Here is a 15,587-nt window from a genome sequence, read left to right as displayed (position 1 = left end):
CATCCGCGCCGGGCCTGTCACATCCGCGGTGCCGGCAGCGGGTGAGGGATCGTCGTTGTGGCAGGTGGGCGCGAAGTCTGCCAAAGGCGCCGATCCCACTCTCAGCGTCGACGAGCCATGCAAGCGATTCCATCTAACCGCCACGTCGGTCTGGACTTCGGCACCACGAACAGCGTCGCGGCGTTCGCACCGAGCGGCGAGGCGCCGCAGCTGCTGCCGTTGGCCGGGCCCGATGGCCCGACCGACTTGTTCCGATCGGCCTTGTGCTTCTGGCACGAGGACGGCGTGCCCGGCGGGGTCGCCGTGGAGGCCGGTCCCTCGGCAATCCACGAATACCTCGAGTATCCGACCGACAGCCGCTTCCTGCAATCGTTCAAGTCGGTGGCGGCCAGCGCTTCCTTCGACACCGCGACGGTGTTCAATCGCCGCTACCGGTTCGAGGAGCTGGGACGCATGTTCCTCGACAAGCTGGCGGCCCATGCCGGGGGCGAGCTGGACCAAATCGACCGGCTGGTGATCGGCCGCCCGGTCCACTTCGCCGGAGCCCGCCCCGACGAGGTGCTGGCGCGGCAACGCTACGATGCGATGTTCTCCGGCTTCGCGCGTGAGATCCACTATGTCTACGAGCCCCTGGCCGCCGCGTTCAGCTATGCCTTGAGGCTGGACGAGCCCGCTACCGTGCTGGTCGCCGACTTCGGCGGCGGTACGAGCGACTTCTCGGTCGTGCGAGTGGAAGCACCCGAGGCTGCCCAGCGCTGCGTTCCCCTGGGTCATGCCGGCGTCGGCGTGGCTGGCGATCGCTTCGACCAGCGCATCGTCGACAAGCTGGTCCTGCCGCACCTGGGCAAGGGTGGAAAGTACCGGTCGTTCGACAAGGTGCTCGACATCTCGCCGGGCTACTTCGCCGACTTCTCCGACTGGTCGAAGCTGGGACTGATGCGCAACCGGCGCACGCTCGACGAACTGGAACGCCTGCGGCGCAGCGCCGTCGACCCCGATGCGATCGGGCGCATGATCGCGATGATCGAGAACGAGCTCGGTTTCCCGCTCTACGAAGCGGTGGGCCGCCTGAAGCGCGATCTGAGCGGTTCCGAGAGCGCGACGTTCCGCTTTAGCGGTGGTGGCATGGTGATCGAGGAACGGGTGGATCGCGCGCAGTTCGTGGCCTGGATCGCGGACGATGTCGGCGCGATGGCCGACGCCGTGAGCCGCGCGCTGGCGCAGGCAGGGCTGGCTGAAGGAGGCATCGATCGCGTCTTCCTCACCGGGGGCACCTCGCTGGTGCCGGCTGTGCGCGCGTTGTTCACGCAGCGCTTCGGCAGCGAGCGGATCATGTCGGGCGGGGAAATGACCTCGATCGCGCACGGGCTCGCGCTGGTGGCACAACAGGACGACCCGCGCGCCTGGGTCGCCTGAGCGAGGCAGCCAACCGAGCGGAGGATCGTTGTGCTTGCTCCAGGGGCGGGTGGCTCGACCTTGCAAGCAGAAGAGGGCGTGTCGTGCTCGAAGTCGAACTGAAGCTGGAAGTGAGCGAAGCTGCCGCGGAGCAGCTGAAGGCATCGCCGCTCCTTGCCGGCGAACATGATTGCAGCGCCTTGCGCGCGATCTACTTCGACACCCCCGACCGGGCCGTCGTGGACGCCGGTTTTTCCCTTCGCATCCGCTCCAAGGGCGAGCAGCGAACGCAGACGATCAAGGCGGACGGGCCTGCTTCAGTGGGGCTGTTCATGCGCTCCGAATGGGAAATGCCGGTCAACGACACGGTGCCGGTGCTGGATCACGCCACGCCGCTCGCCGCGCTGCTGGGTGACCGGGCCGAGCAGGTCGCCCCCGTCTTCGAAGTCGACGTCGAGCGCTGCACCTGGATGCTGCACGAAGACGATGCCGAGATCGAGGTGGTCCTGGATCGCGGCCAGGTACACGCCGGTGGCAGGGGCGAGCTGATCTGCGAGCTCGAACTGGAGCTGAAATCCGGCGAACCCGCCGCCTTGTTCGCCTTCGCGCGCAAGCTCGACACGCTGGCGCCTGTCCGCATCGGCGTGCTCTCGAAATCGGAGCGGGGCTATCGGCTGACCAGGCCGTCGCAGTCGTCCTACAAGGCGGAGGCGGTGAAGCTCGATCCCGAAGCGAGCGCGGCTGCCGCGTTCCAGGCCATCGCGCAGTCGTGCCTGCGGCAGTTCCGCCTGAACGAGGCGCTGCTGGTGGAGCATCGCCATGCCAAGCCGTTGCACCAGGCGCGCGTCGCGCTGCGGCGTCTGCGGTCGGCGTTCTCGCTGTTCAAGGGCCTCTATGCGCAAGATGCGCGCGCTGCCGCCCTGCGAGAGGACTTGCGCGCGCTCGCCGGAACGCTGGGCGAGGCCCGCAATCTCGACGTGCTGCTGGGGCGGGCGTCGCAAGGCGACCTTCGCGCGCGCCTGCAGATCGCGCGCGAAGAGGCGTATTCTCACGTCGAGGACGCGTTGGATGCGCCCTGGAGCCGGTCCCTGATGCTCGACCTCATGGAGTGGCTGACCGACGGCGGCTGGCTGAAGGAGGCGAGCACGCAGGATGCCCGCGACGAACCCGTGCGCGACTTCGCCGCCCGAGCGCTCGATCGCGCGCGCCGCAAGGTGAAGAAGGGCGGACGGCACCTCGCCCGGCTCGACGACCATGCCCGCCACGAGCTCCGCAAGGATGCCAAGAAGCTGCGCTACGACAGCGAGTTCTTCGCCGGCCTGTACGACAGGAAGCGGAGCCGGCGTCGCCACAAGCGGTTCATCGCCGCGCTGGAGGACCTGCAGGACCAGCTCGGGCTGCTGAACGATCTCGCGACCGCGCCCGAGGAGATCCGCAAGCTCGGACTGGAGGATGTGCCCGAGGCGCAGGCGCTGCTGGGTCATGATACGAAGCCTCACCTGATCAAGGCCGCGGCGGAGGCGCACGAGGGTCTGGTCGACGCCAAGCGCTTCTGGCGATGAGGCCAGGCACGGCTGGCACTGCCACAGGCGCCATCCGCCGCATTGCCCTTCGGTGCGACGGAACCGCGCCGCCGGCCGGCCTGTTGATCCTAGGTAATGGAGAAGGACCTCACCATGATCGACGCGCCCAAGACGCCCGAGAAGAGCGACGAGAAAGAACAGCCCCAGCAGGATAGCCAGCAACTGGAAGAGGCGCAGGAAGAAGCCGCAGCAGAGCGCGAGGACGAGGGCGGGTACCAGTAAGCCCGTCACGCGACCACGCGTTCAGGTCGAGGCGATTGCCGAGCAGGCCATCGAGGCGTTCGGCGGCTTCGACAGCTGGCTGAACAACGCGGCTTCGGGCATCTACGGCACGCTCGAGCAAGTCCTGACGGAGGACCATCGCCGGGTGCTCGACGTCGACTACGTCGGCACCCTGTATGGCTCGCTGGTCGCGGCGAAGCACCTGCGGCAGCGCAGCGGAGGGGCGACCGTCAGCATCGGCGCGGGCGGCCCGGTTTCGTCATTCGCGGGCCAGGTCGCCCCGCGCACCCCGCGCCTGCTCTGCCCTCTAAGGCAAGCTTCGCAATCATGCAGCCATCTTCTGACACGAAACGCGAGGTTCTGCGTTCGTGCATCCATGGTACCACCCAACGCCGCGGATCGCCGCCGAGTCCTCGATGCTAGCCGCTCGCGCAAGATGGCGCGCTCGGCCCATGCCTATGTTCGTGGCAACACCGCCAAGTTCTACGAGTGGCTCGATGGATCGCCCGGCGCCGCCCGAGTGCCGCAAGGGCCGTCGGTATGGATCTGCGGCGATTGCCACCTGGGCAACCTTGGGCCGCTCGCCAATGGCGAGGGCGGTGTCGAAATCCAGATCCGCGACCTTGATCAGGCGGTCATCGGTAACCCCGCACACGATCTCATCAGGCTCGGTCTGTCATTGGCGACCGCCGCTCGCGGGTCGGATCTGCCGGGCGTGGCCACTGCGCGCATGATCGAAGCGATGGTCGTCGGCTATGACGCTGCGCTTCAGGACCCGCATGGCGGCGACGCCGGGGTCGAGCCCGAGGTGGTGCGCAGCGTACGCCGCAAGGCGCGCAGTCGACGCTGGCGGCACCTGGCGCGCGAGCGGCTGGAGGCGATCGAACCGCGCATTCCGCTCGGCAAGAGGTTCTGGGCTCTGGCCGACGAGGAACGCGCAGGCCTGAAAGCGGTCTTCGCCGAGCCCAAGGTGGTACGCCAGGTGCTAGCACTCGCCGGCAAGGATGCCCATCGCACCGTCGGCATGATCGATGCGGCTTACTGGATGAAGGGCTGCAGTTCGCTGGGGCTCCATCGCTATGCCGTGCTGCTGGGTCTGAATGATGCCAAGGAGCGGTCCGACTACGCGCTGGTCGACATCAAGGAGGCCGTGGCCCCGATTGCTCCCGCCGCGCCCGGCGCAGTGATGCCGGCGGACAATGCGGAGCGCGTCGTCGCCGCGGCACGCGCGCTCTCGCCGCATCTGGGGGAACGGATGATCCCGGTCCGCATGGACGGGCGCACGCTCTTCGTCAGGGAGCTCGCGCCGCAGGACCTCAAGTTGGAAGTCGAGCAGTTCAGCCAGAGCGAGGCGACCAGGGCGGCGCGGTACCTCGCTTTCGTGGTAGGCAAGGCGCACGGTCGACAGATGGATGCGACAGCGCGGATGGAGTGGAGCAAGATGATCGAGGCGGACCGTTGCGGGCAGATCGATGCGCCGACCTGGCTGTGGGAGAGTGTAGTCTCGCTCGCGGGCAGTCACGAGGCGGGCTATCTCGAGCACTGCCGTCGCTATGCGCTGGCCGCTTGATGACCACCGAAACAGACGAGCGGTGGATGCGCATGGCCATCGAGGTGGCGCGATCCAAGGGCAGCGATCCGGCGAGCTCGCCGCTCGGCTGCGTGATCGTGCATGACGGCAAGGTCATCGCGGCGGAGCGCAACCAGACCCAGGAGCTGCCGGACGCCACCGCGCATGCCGAGATGATGGCGATCCGCCGCGCTTGCGAGGGCATCGGTGAGATGGAGCTGCGCGGCGCGACGCTCTACTCCACGCTGCAGCCTTGCGGCATGTGCACCATGGCCTCGATCTGGTCCAAGGTCGGGCGCGTCGTCTACGGCGCCGGGCGCGCGGACGTGCACGAAATGTACTTCGAAGCCAGGCACATCGACACGCTGACCTTCATCGCCGACGCCTATCGCGACGATATCGCAATCGAAGGCGGCTGCTTGCGTGAGGAGTGCGCCAAGCTCTACTATCCGCCCGACGCCGACCTCTCGCAGGATGAAAAGGCGAACCTCTAAAGTTGGGGGTAATCGTGCGGCCATCTTCATTGCTTCGCCAATTTCGAGAGAGTGGGGCTTCACCTCAAGGTGGTTCCGTCGGTGCGAGCCCAGGAGATGGATCCCCGCCTTCGCGGGGATGACGAAGTGTATTGGATTGCGCCAGTCCAAGCGTCGCCGCTTGCGCTTTACCCGTCGCCCCCGCGCAGGCGGGGGCCCCGCTTTTTCCTTCTTCAGCAGCACTCGCTCGGAAGAAGCGAGGCTCGCGCCTGTGCGAGGGCGACGAAAGCGCGATCCTCAGAAGGAACCCTTGACCAGGAAGATGAAGATCGGCCCGATCAACCGGTTTCGGCTCTCGGTCGACGCCACGGGCGAAAGATCGCGCACGCCCTGATAGATCGCCCGTTCACGCCGGGAGCGCGCGTTGACCAGGTTGTCGACGGTGAAGCGCATGGTCAGGCCCATGACGTTCTTGTTCTCGACGAACAGCGCGGCGAACACCGGGCCTTCCCAGACACGGTCTGACTGGCTGCGACGGTAGCCCGCCTGCTGGTGATTGTAGGTCACGTCCGAGCCCCAGGCCCAGTTGGACGAGGGTATGTCGTGCCGGAAATTCAGCTCCACCTGCTGGTCGACGAAATCGTTCCAGTTGCGCCTGCGGCCGGTGAACGGGTCCTTGAGGCTCGATCGCTGGTAGACGATCGACGCATCGAGCCGCGCGCCTTTCCAGCCGATCGGATCGAAGTTGATGGTACTGGTGGATACCACCGCCCACGCCCGCGCCTTGTCGATGTTGCCCACGGCCTCGCCGCTCTCGCCGACGGGGATGATGTCGACGCGGTCCGTCACGCTCCTGTGAATCAGCTCCAGCTTGGTCGAGCCCCAAGGGCCCAGCTTCTTGTTCAGCTCCGCCGTCCACGACCAGTCCTGCTGCGGGCGCAAGTCGGTGTTGCTGGCGTTCTGGTTGTTATCGTTGAGGAACGAGCGGGCCAGGAAATCGTAGAAGTCCAGCTGCAGCACCCGCCGCTCGAGCTTCACCGACAAGTCGAAGTCGGTCGAAGGCTTCCAGGCCAGCGACACCGAGCCCTTGGGTCGGTCGAAGGTGCGGGTGATGCCGCCGGGCCCGGTCTGGCTGATCTTCGAGTGTTCGCCGCCGGCAACCATCTGCACCGACAGGGTGCGGCTGAGCGGGAAGCCGACACTCAGCAGGCTTTCGTAGCGGTCTTCCTTCACGCCGCCGGTCGCCTCGGCGAAGGGGCGCAGGACGAATTCGCCGGCGACCGGATCGAAGGTGCCGAGCGTCGCCACGTTGTCGAGCGTGTTGTACGCCGCCTCGCCCGAAAGCTGCCAGTCGCCGCCCAGCATCTTCCAGGTGTATTCGACGCGCGCGATCGTTTCCTCAAGCTCGCCGACCTGGGCGAAGCGGTCGCCGCTGGGGCTGGCCGGCGCGCCGAAGGGCGTGTCGATGACTTCGGACGAGAACGGCTCGTGGCTGCGGTTCTCAAGGCCGACGAGCTTCAGCCGGCCGGGGCCGAGCGCGAACTCGTAGTCGCCGCTGATCTCGAAGTTCCAGGTATCGTTGTTCTCGCGGATCGTGCGGCGACGATCGGGCAGCACCGGGGAGTCGAACCGGTCGCTGGCTTCGCGATAATGGTGCCAGATCTTCTGGTAGTTGCCGTTGAGGTGGCCGACCGAACTGCCCGGTCCATCCCAGGTGAACCTGGCCGAGAGCTTGGGCTCGTCGTGGTTCGAGGTCCAGACATCGTGGCGCCGCTCGGTCACCACGCCCAGGCCGTCCCGGATCAGCGTCGGTCCGCCCGCCGCGCTGCGACCGGCGCCCTGGTTGTTCACGCTGAACTCGTAGCCGACAGTGCCACGGCTGCCGCTCACCGAGACGTTGCCGCGGGTGTAGAGCGCGTCGGCATAGTGCGCCCGCGCTGCCGGCTCCCACTCGAACTGGCCGGTCGAGCCCTTGGCCTTGTAGACCACGTTGGCGACCTGGCCATTGAGGCCGGGGATGTCGAGCGTGGCGCCGTCGAGCACCTCGATGCGCTCGATCGTGCCCGCCGGGATCCGGGTCAGCTGGGTATAGAGATCGTCCGACTTGTTCGACGGGCGGGTGCCGTTGAACAGCACGTTGCCGGTCGCCTGGCCCAAGCCGCGCCGCTCCTGGCTCTCCTTGATCGAGAAACCGGGCACGCGGATCAGCATGTCCCAGGCATTGCGCGGGGCGAAGCGCTGGAAGTCGGCAGGCAGGTAGACGCTGCGACTGGCATTGCTGCTCGCGCTGACAGGCACGTCGGTGGCCGTCTCCGGTGGAGGCGCATCCTGTGCCACGGCCGGCAACGTGTAGGTGAGCGCTGCTGTCGCCAGCAACGCCGCATGTGTTCGGAACCCCATCGTTGCCCTTCTGACGCCGTCACCATGCCCCGGCAACATACGTGTCTTATGCCCGTCACCTGCGTGGCCGCAAAGACACAACGCGGCGTTCGGTGTTCGACGAACAGCGCGATTTTGTCTGCAGGCGTAGTTGCTTAGTCTCGAAGGGAGGTTTCGAACGCCAAGCTGAGGTCAGCCGAGCGCCGTTCGGCCGAGCGCCGGGTCGTCGGTGAAGAAGCCATCGAGGCCCTCGGCCAGGTAGCGGCGGATCTCGGCCACGCTGCCTTCCGCGTTGCGCGCGTCCTCGCCCGCAGCGTTGCGGAAGTCGGCGGCGAGGAAGCGGTTTTCGGGCCGGAAGGTCCAGGTGCCTACCAGCAGTCCGGCGGCATGCGCGGCCGCGACGAGGCCGGTGGGGGCGGCAAGCTTGCCGTCCGGGCCGAGCGGAATGATCACCCGGGTGGCGGGGGCGACCCAGTCGGCATAGCTGGCGATCTCGGCAAGGCCTGCGGGCGTGAGCATCTGCACATACGCTCGGCGCTGCCCGGCAGCGATCGTGTCGTAGGGCGCGTTGCGCGGGTCCTCGATCAGCTGCATCAGCTGGACGTTCGAGAAGCTGCCAAGTTTGCCGCGCAAAGCCTTGAGATTGCTCACCTCGAACGATTGCACGATCACCGGCGCCCGGCGCAGGTATGTGCTGGCCGACAAGCCTGCGATCAGCCGCGGCTCCAGCGGAAGGCCGATCCCGGCGAAGTACGTGGAGTGCTTCAGTTCCGGGATCAGGCCGATGGTCCGCCCGTGCGCTGCCGCCTCGGCCGCGACGAAGTCGGCGACTTCCTCCAGCGTGACGATCTGGAACACCCCGTCGTAGCCCTGGCTCTCGGGACGCACCGCGCCGAGCCGTTCGCGCGCGCGCAGGGTCTTTAGCTCGGCAAGAGTGAAGTCCTCGGTGAACCAGCCGGTGACGGCCACGCCGTCGATCGTCTTGGTGGTGCGCCGTGCGGCGAACTCGCGGCGTGTCGCGATGTCCGTCGTCCCGGAGATGTCGTTCTCGTGGCGCGCGACCAGCACGCCATCCTTGGTGGCGACAAGATCGGGCTCGATGAAGTCCGCGCCATCCGCGATCGCCTTGGCATAGGCGGCAAGCGTGTGCTCCGGCCGCAGCGCCGACGCGCCGCGATGCGCCATCACCAGCGGCTTGGCGGGCCTGCGCGCCGCGCCCCTGCCGCCTTGCGCAGCGTGCAAGGGCAGGGCCGAGGCGAGCGCGAGGCCCGCCCCGGCGCCGAGCACCGCGCGGCGCGTCAGGTCCGCCGTCATCAGTAGCGCAGCTTCAGCGTGCCGAACCACTGGCGCGGCGGGATCGGGTAGACGTTGTAGGTGTTTGTCGCCGATCCGACCACGACCGAAAGCCAGCCCTTCTTGTCGGTGATGTTGGTCACGTTCACGCTCAGCTCCGCGTTGGCGAGCCCGATCCACTGGCTCAGCTGGATCGCCGCGCGGCCGTTGAGCAGGAAGATGCTGGGGACGCTCGCATCGTTGGTGTAGGTCGCATAGCGCTTGCCGATGTAGTCGCCGAACAGCTGGAACTGGACCGGGTCGATGTCGAGCGTGGCGACGGTCTTGTTCAGCCACTGCGGGCTGCCGGGGACCTGCTTGCCGCCGGTCGGGACCACTCCGCCCACCACGGTGAAGCCACCGATCTTGGTGCCGGTGGCCTCGCCGGTCGTGCTGCTGTAGTCGCTCTGATACTTCGAGCTGTTGTACGATGTCGCGTTGTAGAGCGTGAAGTGCTCGCCGAAGCGCAGCGTAAAGGCCGCGTCGATGCCGTTGGTCTTCACGTCGCCGACGTTGAACAGCGACGGCGTGCCACCGGCGATCGAGCCGCCGGCGATGCCGCCGACCGCCGCGGTGATCGGCAGCAGGCGGTTGCTGAAGTCCACGTGGTAGGCGTTTACCTGCGCCTCGAAGCCGCTGAGGAACGAGCCCGGCCAGCTGTGCCGGCTGCGCAGGCCGATCTCGTACGTCCACGAGGTTTCGGGCTCGCCATTGTCCTTGATGAAGTCGAACGCGGCCTGGCTGCCGGTCGACCACGGCGCGGCGCTGCCGCCGGCACCATAGGCCTGGTACTGGCGCAGGTTCTTCTGGACGTTGCCGTAGAGTTCTTCGGTGTCCGTGAATCGCCACTTGGCGCCGATCGTGGGAAGGAACCAGTTGTCGGTCTTGATCCGGCCTTCGGGCAGCGCGCCCGCGGCGCCCGGAAGCGAGCCGGCGATCGGCTGGACGGGAAAGCGCCCGGTCGCGTCCTGAAGGCTGGTCTTCACGCCCGCTTCGAGCGTGAAGCGCGGCGTCACCTCCCAAGTGTCCTGCAGGTGGAGCTGCAGCACTTCGGTGCGCATCTCGCTGCCGTACTGGGTAAACAGCGGACCGGCAGGACGCGCATAGGGGCTGTAGCGGTCGGGCGTGTTGACGTTCAGCGGATACCATCGGCGATAGGCGGCCGAGCTGTTGTTCTCGTACCAGACGCCCGCCGCGATCGCGTGGTTGCCCAGCTGGAGGTTCAGCTCCGAGAGCACGCCCTTGCGGTCGATGCGGTACTCGGTGGTGCGGATCGCGTAGCCCGAGCCGCCGGTCGACGCCTTGAGGTTCTGGCCCGGGAAGTAGAGCGCGAACAGGGTCGGCAGCGAGGCCACGGTGATCGGCCCGGCGACGATGCCGGCGCCGTCGTTGTTGTGGTAGTAGCCCTGGACCGACAAGGTCGCGGTGTCGCTCAGGCGCTCCTCGTCCTTGAGGTAGACCAGCCAGTCGGTGCGCTGCGCCGCGCTGTAGAAGTTGCGGTAGTTGACGTTCTCCAGCGCCGGAACCGCGCCGGCCGCGTTGAGGTAGCGGATCGCCGCGTTGAAGTCGGGATAGAGGAACGGGCGGGTATAGGGCTGGTAGGCCTGCGCCGCGTTGGCCGGCGTCCGGTAGATCGTGGTCGAGTCCTCGTTCGGCTCGGTCTTGTCCGAATAGGCGACGTAGGCGGTGACGCGGCGGGCGCTGTCGTCATGGACGAACTTGAAGTTGCCCTGCCAGCCGCCCTGCTTGCCGTTGAAGTCCCAGGCGCGGGCCTTCTGGCGCACGGCCGAGACGTAGAAGCTGTTGCCGCCGCCCATCTCGCCGCTGTCGAAGCGGACGAAAGTTCGCGAGGTATCGTAGCTACCGATCGTCTGGTTCACTTCCAGGCCGACCGTCTCGCGCGGATCGCTGGTGACGGTCTCGATCGCGCCGCCCAGGTTGCTGGTCGAGGCGACGCGCAGTTCGCCCGCGCCGGTGCTGACAGTCACGCGGCCCACGTTTTCCGAAATGACGGCACGAGAGACCGACAAGCCATTGTAGTTGCCATAGTTCTGGTCGCCGAGCGGCACGCTGTCGAGCGTGTAGCCGAGCTGCGCGGAGTTGAAGCCGTGGATGAACAGTGAGGCGTTCTGCTCGTTGTTGCCCCACGGATCGGCGGTGATGTAGGTGACGCCGGGCAGGGTCTGGATCGCGCGCAGCGGGCTGACGCCGGGCAGGATGTTCTGGATCTCGACCCCGGTAATCGCGGTCGCGGAGCGCGAGCGGCTGCCGGTGACGATGATCTGGCCGTTGACGTCGTCGGTGCTGTCGACCGGACCTGCGCTTGCATCCGCGGTGGTCGCGTCCTGCGCCAGCGCCGGCGCGGCGGCCACGGTCGGAACGATCGCGCCGAGCAACAATGCTGCACGTGCGCTAAAGCCAGTTCTCTGGATGATCACGGTAATTTGCCCCCACTAAGTCCACCTATGCGGTGGCTGCGAAGGCGCGGGTAGGGCGGCCTCGTGGCATTATCATTGCGACTTCGTGCCACTTGCGTGACAGTCCATGTACCGCCTGTGCGCTGCCTGCTGACGCAAGGCGTGCGAAACGCTATGGCGCGCCCAATGACTGCATCTTCCGCCCAGCCCCTGACCGTTGCCGCGCTCTACCGCTTCACGCACTTCGAAGACTGCGCCAGGCTGCAGGTGCCCTTGCAGAAAGTGTGCCGTGACAAGGGTGTAAAGGGTACTCTGCTGCTGGCGCCTGAAGGGATCAACGGCACGATCGCCGGGACGCCAGAAGACATCGATGCCGTGCTTGCCCACATCCGTGCGCTGCCCGGTTGCGCCGATCTCGACATCAAGCTGTCGAGCGCGGCCACCATGCCGTTCCACCGCATGAAGGTGCGCATCAAGCGCGAGATCGTGACGATGGGCGAGCCGGACATCGACCCGCGCGCCAGTGTCGGCACGTATGTCGAGCCGCACGACTGGAACGCGCTCATCGCCGATCCCGACACGATCGTCATCGATACGCGCAACGACTACGAAGTCGCGGTCGGAACTTTCGCGGGCGCCATCGATCCCAAGACCCCGAGCTTCCGCGACTTCCCCGCGTGGTTCCGCAACGAGCGCGAGCGGCTGCTGGGCGAGGGCAAGCCGCCCAGGGTCGCGATGTTCTGCACTGGCGGCATCCGCTGCGAGAAGTCGACCGCCTTCCTCAAGCAGGAAGGCGTGGACGAGGTCTACCACCTCAAGGGCGGCATCCTGAAGTACCTGGAAACGGTGCCCGAGACAGAGAGCATGTGGCAGGGCGAGTGCTTCGTGTTCGATCAGCGCGTGACGATCGGCCATGGCCTTGCACAAGGCACGCACACGCTCTGCCACGCCTGCCGCCGCCCGGTGCGCGCGGACGACCTTGCCGCGCCGCACTACGAGGAGGGTGTCAGCTGCCCGGCCTGTTACCCAGAGCGGACCGACTCCCAGCGCGCGTCCTATCGCGAGCGCCACCGCCAGGAGCGGCTCGCCGCCGAGCGCGGAGAGGCGCACGTCGGCGCGGTCCATCATGAGCGAGACGATGCGCGGGATGGCTGAACCGGTCCTCTACAGTTTCCGCCGCTGCCCCTACGCCATGCGCGCGAGGCTGGCCCTGGCGGTCAGCGGCCTGCGCTGCGAGCTGCGCGAGGTGAAGCTGGGCGCCAAGCCGCAGGCCATGCTCGAAGCTTCGCCCAAGGGCACGGTTCCGGTGCTGGTGCTGGCCGATGGCAGGGTCATCGACCAGAGCCTCGACATCATGCGCTGGGCCTTGGTCCAGAACGATCCCGAGGGTTGGCTGGAGCGTGACGATGCCGATCTGATCGCCGTCAATGATGGTCGGTTCAAGCGGGACCTCGACGGATACAAATACCACGAACGGCACGATGGCGATGCGCGGGCGTACCGCGAGGCGGGGATGGCGTTCCTGCGCGATCTCGAGGCGCGCCTGGCTTCAAGCCCCCATCTCGCCGGGGCGGAGCGAGGGATCGCCGACGCCGCTGTCATGCCCTTCGTGCGCCAGTTCGCGGCCGTCGACGCGGAGTGGTTCGCCGCGCAGCCGCTATCGCACTTACAAGCGTGGCTCGATGGTCACCTCGCGTCAGAGCTGTTCGCCGCGATCATGGTGCGGCCCAAGCCATGGCAGCCAGGTGACCCGGTGCTCTTCTTTCCGTGATAATGCCGTACCAGGCCGCGTACTCCCCTTAAAATCGTCATCCCCGCGCAAGCGGGGATCCATCTTCTTAGCTTGCGTCAGAGGAACCACCCGGAGATGGATTCCCGCCTTCGCGGGAATGACGATCAAGAGTTAGATGCTGAACCGGATCGTCGCGCGCAAGTCGCGGCCGGCGAGGGGGGCAAAATCCTTCAGGAAGCTGGCGTGTCGCCGCGCCGTGACGTCGAACAGGTTGTTGGCGCTCAGGAGCAGGGTGGTCGAGTTATCCTTGCCGAACGGACGAAGCGATACGCTGGCATTCACCAGCGTGTAGCTGTCCGTCGGAGTTTCGAAGTCGGCGGTGCGGTCCTGCTCGAAGACGTGCTCGAATTCGGCGCGCGCGGTGAGCAGATCGCCCTGGGCTTCCAGACCACCCAGCACGCGGAGCGGCGGAATGCGCGGAACCGGTCCACCGCCCTTGACCGTGGCGCGGACGTAGTCGGCAACGGCGTCCGCATTGATCGTATAGCTGCCGATCTTCGCCAGGCGCGCGGAGGCATCGGCCTCAAAGCCGTAGAGCCGCGCGCTGGCTTGCTGGTACTGGAAGCAGGGAAGATCCACCTCGCGGCCCGACGGCGCCGCCGCGGCCTCGCACACGCCCTGATCGACCTGGCTTTCGTAGATGAAGTTGCGGAACCAGTTGTGATAGGCGGATGCATCGAAGCTGAAGCCGTCGCCATGGGCGTGCAGCGTCGCCTCCAGGCCCCAGGACTTTTCCACCCGGAAGTCGGGGCTGCCCAGCTCGTACGCCTGCGTCCCGGCGTGGGCACCGTTGGCGAACAGTTCCTCCGCCGAGGGTGCGCGCGCGGTGTGCGAGGCATTCAGGCCCACCCGGACACCCTCGACCGGGGAGGTGGAAACACCCAGCGAGCCAGACAGCGTGCCGAACTTCTGCGTGCCACGGAAGTAGCGCAAGTCGTCTTCGGCGGTCTTCGCCTGCTGCCGCGTCCACTCGTAGCGCAGGCCGCCCTCTGCCTTGAAGCTGCCGAAATCGAGCTGCTGCAACGTGAACAGGCCGGTCTGGCTGGTCTCGTTGCGGGGCAGGAACGCTTCCTCCCCCTCGACGTCGAACTGGCGGTTGTAGAACTGCACGCCGCTGGCGCCCTGCCAGCCCCCGCGTTTTGCCTGCACCAGCTCCACGCGGCCTTCCAGGCCATTGTTGCGGAAGGTTGTGCCGATGTCGCCGTTCTCCTCCACCTCGTAGTGGCGGTAAGTCGCCTGGCCGGCACGGACCCGGATCTTGTCGAGCCAGGACCCGCCGGTTTCAACTTCGCCGCGCAGATCGAAGCGGTCCTGCGCCAGATCGAGGCGCGGGCCTTCCTGTTCCTGCCCGACTTGCGTCGCAAAGCGCACCGGCACGCCATAGAAGCTGTCGTAGTGGCTGTACGAGACGCCGAGGCTGCCGCCTTCGGTGATAACCGCCGCGCCGACGCCTGCCGTCCAGGTCTTGGAGGCGCTGTTCGGCAGGCGACCGCGCAGCGCGGCATTGCCGGCGAAGTCGATCGGCTCGCCCGGGGTGCCGTCCTCGTTCGGCTCGGGCGACTGCGGCAGGCCAACCTGGCTGAGGCTGGCGGCGCGGGCGCGGGCGGAGAGCACGTGACCGCCGATTTCCAGATCGTCGGTCTTGGCGTAGGAGCCGTCGGCGTGGAGCACCAGCTTGCCCACCGCGACATCGGCAGCTGCTGAGCCGGAGCGCTCGTTGGCGGCCGAACCATAGGTGCCGATGCCGCTCAGCCGGTAGCCGTTCTCCGGGATCGTGCGCGGGATGCGGTTGTCGATGACATTGACGACGCCGCCGATCGCAGAGGATCCGAACAGCAGGGCGGCCGGCCCGCGCAGCACTTCCACGCGCTCGGCCAACAGCGGATCGATGACCACCGCATGGTCGACCGAGGTGTTGCTGACGTCGATCGAGCCGATGCCATCGGTCAGCACGCGCACGCGATCTCCCTGCAAGCCGCGTAGCACCGGACGCGATGCCGAGGGCCCGAACGAGGTGGCCGACACGCCCGGCTGGCGAGCCAGCGTCTCGCCGATGGTGGGGCGCAGCTGGCGTGTCAGTTCCTCGCCTTTGACGACCGAGGTGCCTTGCAGGATGTCGGCTTCGCTCTGCGTATAAGGAGCGGTGACGATGATCTCGTGCTGTGCGGATCCCGCTGGAGCGTCGGCGGCCGCATCGTCGGCAAAGGCCGGTCGGGCAAGGCTGAGTGCCAGCAGGCTGGCGCTGGCAAGAAGGCGACTCATCGGGGGTAAGCTCCTCGGCTGATGTCAGCGCCGATATCGCAAATGATATGTTGTATCAAGGCTATGTTACAACGTTTCATCGCAAGGTGGCTGCCTTGTCGCTCGCAGGTGCCCGCAAGGGTAGCACAATCGTGCTTTGCACTGGGCATGACCGCCCCTATC

Annotated in this window: 11 protein-coding genes and 1 pseudogene; 8 read left to right on the top strand and 4 right to left on the bottom strand. The window is 66.9% G+C overall.

Going from position 1 to position 15,587, the window contains the following annotated elements; all coding sequences use genetic code 11:
* The first annotated feature begins 117 nt into the window (after positions 1–117).
* The 6 genes and pseudogenes from HNO88_RS07975 to HNO88_RS07950 all read left to right on the top strand — a co-directional run bounded on the left by HNO88_RS07975 (position 118) and on the right by HNO88_RS07950 (position 5,264).
* Positions 118–1,416, top strand: coding sequence for an Hsp70 family protein (locus tag HNO88_RS07975; protein WP_184243857.1), 1,299 nt, complete (start codon positions 118–120; stop codon positions 1,414–1,416).
* An 83-nt stretch (positions 1,417–1,499) separates the two neighbouring features.
* On the top strand, positions 1,500–2,957 hold the full coding sequence (locus HNO88_RS07970; protein ID WP_184243856.1) for a CYTH and CHAD domain-containing protein: 1,458 nt from the start codon (positions 1,500–1,502) through the stop codon (positions 2,955–2,957).
* Positions 2,958–3,071: 114 nt separating this feature from the next.
* A complete protein-coding gene (locus HNO88_RS22675; RefSeq protein WP_281383994.1) occupies positions 3,072–3,200 on the top strand; it encodes a hypothetical protein in 129 nt (42 codons plus the stop codon).
* Between the two features lie 22 nt (positions 3,201–3,222).
* Positions 3,223–3,435 (top strand): annotated as a pseudogene (locus tag HNO88_RS22985) (SDR family NAD(P)-dependent oxidoreductase); the annotation flags it as partial.
* A gap of 201 nt (positions 3,436–3,636) precedes the next feature.
* Positions 3,637–4,770, top strand: coding sequence for a DUF2252 family protein (locus HNO88_RS07955; protein WP_246381341.1), 1,134 nt, complete (start codon positions 3,637–3,639; stop codon positions 4,768–4,770).
* Entirely contained in the window at positions 4,770–5,264 is a 495-nt protein-coding gene (locus tag HNO88_RS07950) for a nucleoside deaminase (RefSeq protein ID WP_184243851.1), read from the top strand. The genes HNO88_RS07955 and HNO88_RS07950 overlap by 1 nt, the downstream gene beginning before the upstream one ends.
* Before the next feature lie 276 nt (positions 5,265–5,540).
* Here HNO88_RS07950 and HNO88_RS07945 read toward each other — a convergent pair whose 3' ends face one another.
* The 3 genes from HNO88_RS07945 to HNO88_RS07935 form a co-directional block, all read right to left on the bottom strand.
* A complete protein-coding gene (locus tag HNO88_RS07945) occupies positions 5,541–7,643 on the bottom strand; it encodes a TonB-dependent receptor plug domain-containing protein (RefSeq protein ID WP_184243850.1) in 2,103 nt (700 codons plus the stop codon).
* A 171-nt stretch (positions 7,644–7,814) separates the two neighbouring features.
* Positions 7,815–8,936, bottom strand: coding sequence for a glycerophosphodiester phosphodiesterase (locus HNO88_RS07940; protein WP_184243848.1), 1,122 nt, complete (start codon positions 8,934–8,936; stop codon positions 7,815–7,817).
* Positions 8,936–11,392: a TonB-dependent receptor gene (locus HNO88_RS07935; RefSeq protein WP_312857017.1), complete on the bottom strand. Its 2,457-nt coding sequence runs from the start codon at positions 11,390–11,392 to the stop codon at positions 8,936–8,938. The genes HNO88_RS07940 and HNO88_RS07935 overlap by 1 nt, the downstream gene beginning before the upstream one ends.
* Positions 11,393–11,557: 165 nt before the next feature.
* Here HNO88_RS07935 and trhO point away from each other — a divergent pair, with 165 nt between their 5' ends.
* Entirely contained in the window at positions 11,558–12,526 is a 969-nt protein-coding gene (gene trhO, locus HNO88_RS07930) for an oxygen-dependent tRNA uridine(34) hydroxylase TrhO (RefSeq protein ID WP_184243846.1), read from the top strand.
* Positions 12,519–13,142 (top strand): glutathione S-transferase, encoded by a 624-nt coding sequence (locus HNO88_RS07925; RefSeq protein WP_184243844.1) that lies wholly within the window; start codon positions 12,519–12,521, stop codon positions 13,140–13,142. The genes trhO and HNO88_RS07925 overlap by 8 nt, the downstream gene beginning before the upstream one ends.
* Before the next feature lie 132 nt (positions 13,143–13,274).
* Here the strand turns inward: HNO88_RS07925 and HNO88_RS07920 are convergent, their stop codons facing one another.
* A complete protein-coding gene (locus HNO88_RS07920; RefSeq protein WP_184243842.1) occupies positions 13,275–15,425 on the bottom strand; it encodes a TonB-dependent receptor in 2,151 nt (716 codons plus the stop codon).
* Between the last annotated feature and the right edge of the window lie 162 nt (positions 15,426–15,587).

This window comes from Novosphingobium chloroacetimidivorans (genome assembly GCF_014204535.1).
GTDB lineage: Bacteria > Pseudomonadota > Alphaproteobacteria > Sphingomonadales > Sphingomonadaceae > Novosphingobium > Novosphingobium chloroacetimidivorans.
The sequence above is the reverse complement of the archived record's forward strand: the minus strand, read 5'-3'. Positions and strand labels throughout refer to the sequence as shown.

What these genes read in the sequence shown, in the direction of transcription:
- HNO88_RS07975 (WP_184243857.1), top strand. Translation starts at nt 118, where the DNA reads ATGCAAGCGATTCCATCTAACCGCCACGTCGGTCTGGACTTCGGCACC.
- HNO88_RS07940 (WP_184243848.1), bottom strand. Translation starts at nt 8,936, where the DNA reads ATGACGGCGGACCTGACGCGCCGCGCGGTGCTCGGCGCCGGGGCGGGC.
- HNO88_RS07950 (WP_184243851.1), top strand. Translation starts at nt 4,770, where the DNA reads ATGACCACCGAAACAGACGAGCGGTGGATGCGCATGGCCATCGAGGTG.
- HNO88_RS07955 (WP_246381341.1), top strand. Translation starts at nt 3,637, where the DNA reads ATGGCGCGCTCGGCCCATGCCTATGTTCGTGGCAACACCGCCAAGTTC.
- HNO88_RS07945 (WP_184243850.1), bottom strand. Translation starts at nt 7,643, where the DNA reads ATGGGGTTCCGAACACATGCGGCGTTGCTGGCGACAGCAGCGCTCACC.
- trhO (WP_184243846.1), top strand. Translation starts at nt 11,558, where the DNA reads ATGACTGCATCTTCCGCCCAGCCCCTGACCGTTGCCGCGCTCTACCGC.
- HNO88_RS22675 (WP_281383994.1), top strand. Translation starts at nt 3,072, where the DNA reads ATGATCGACGCGCCCAAGACGCCCGAGAAGAGCGACGAGAAAGAACAG.
- HNO88_RS07920 (WP_184243842.1), bottom strand. Translation starts at nt 15,425, where the DNA reads ATGAGTCGCCTTCTTGCCAGCGCCAGCCTGCTGGCACTCAGCCTTGCC.
- HNO88_RS07925 (WP_184243844.1), top strand. Translation starts at nt 12,519, where the DNA reads ATGGCTGAACCGGTCCTCTACAGTTTCCGCCGCTGCCCCTACGCCATG.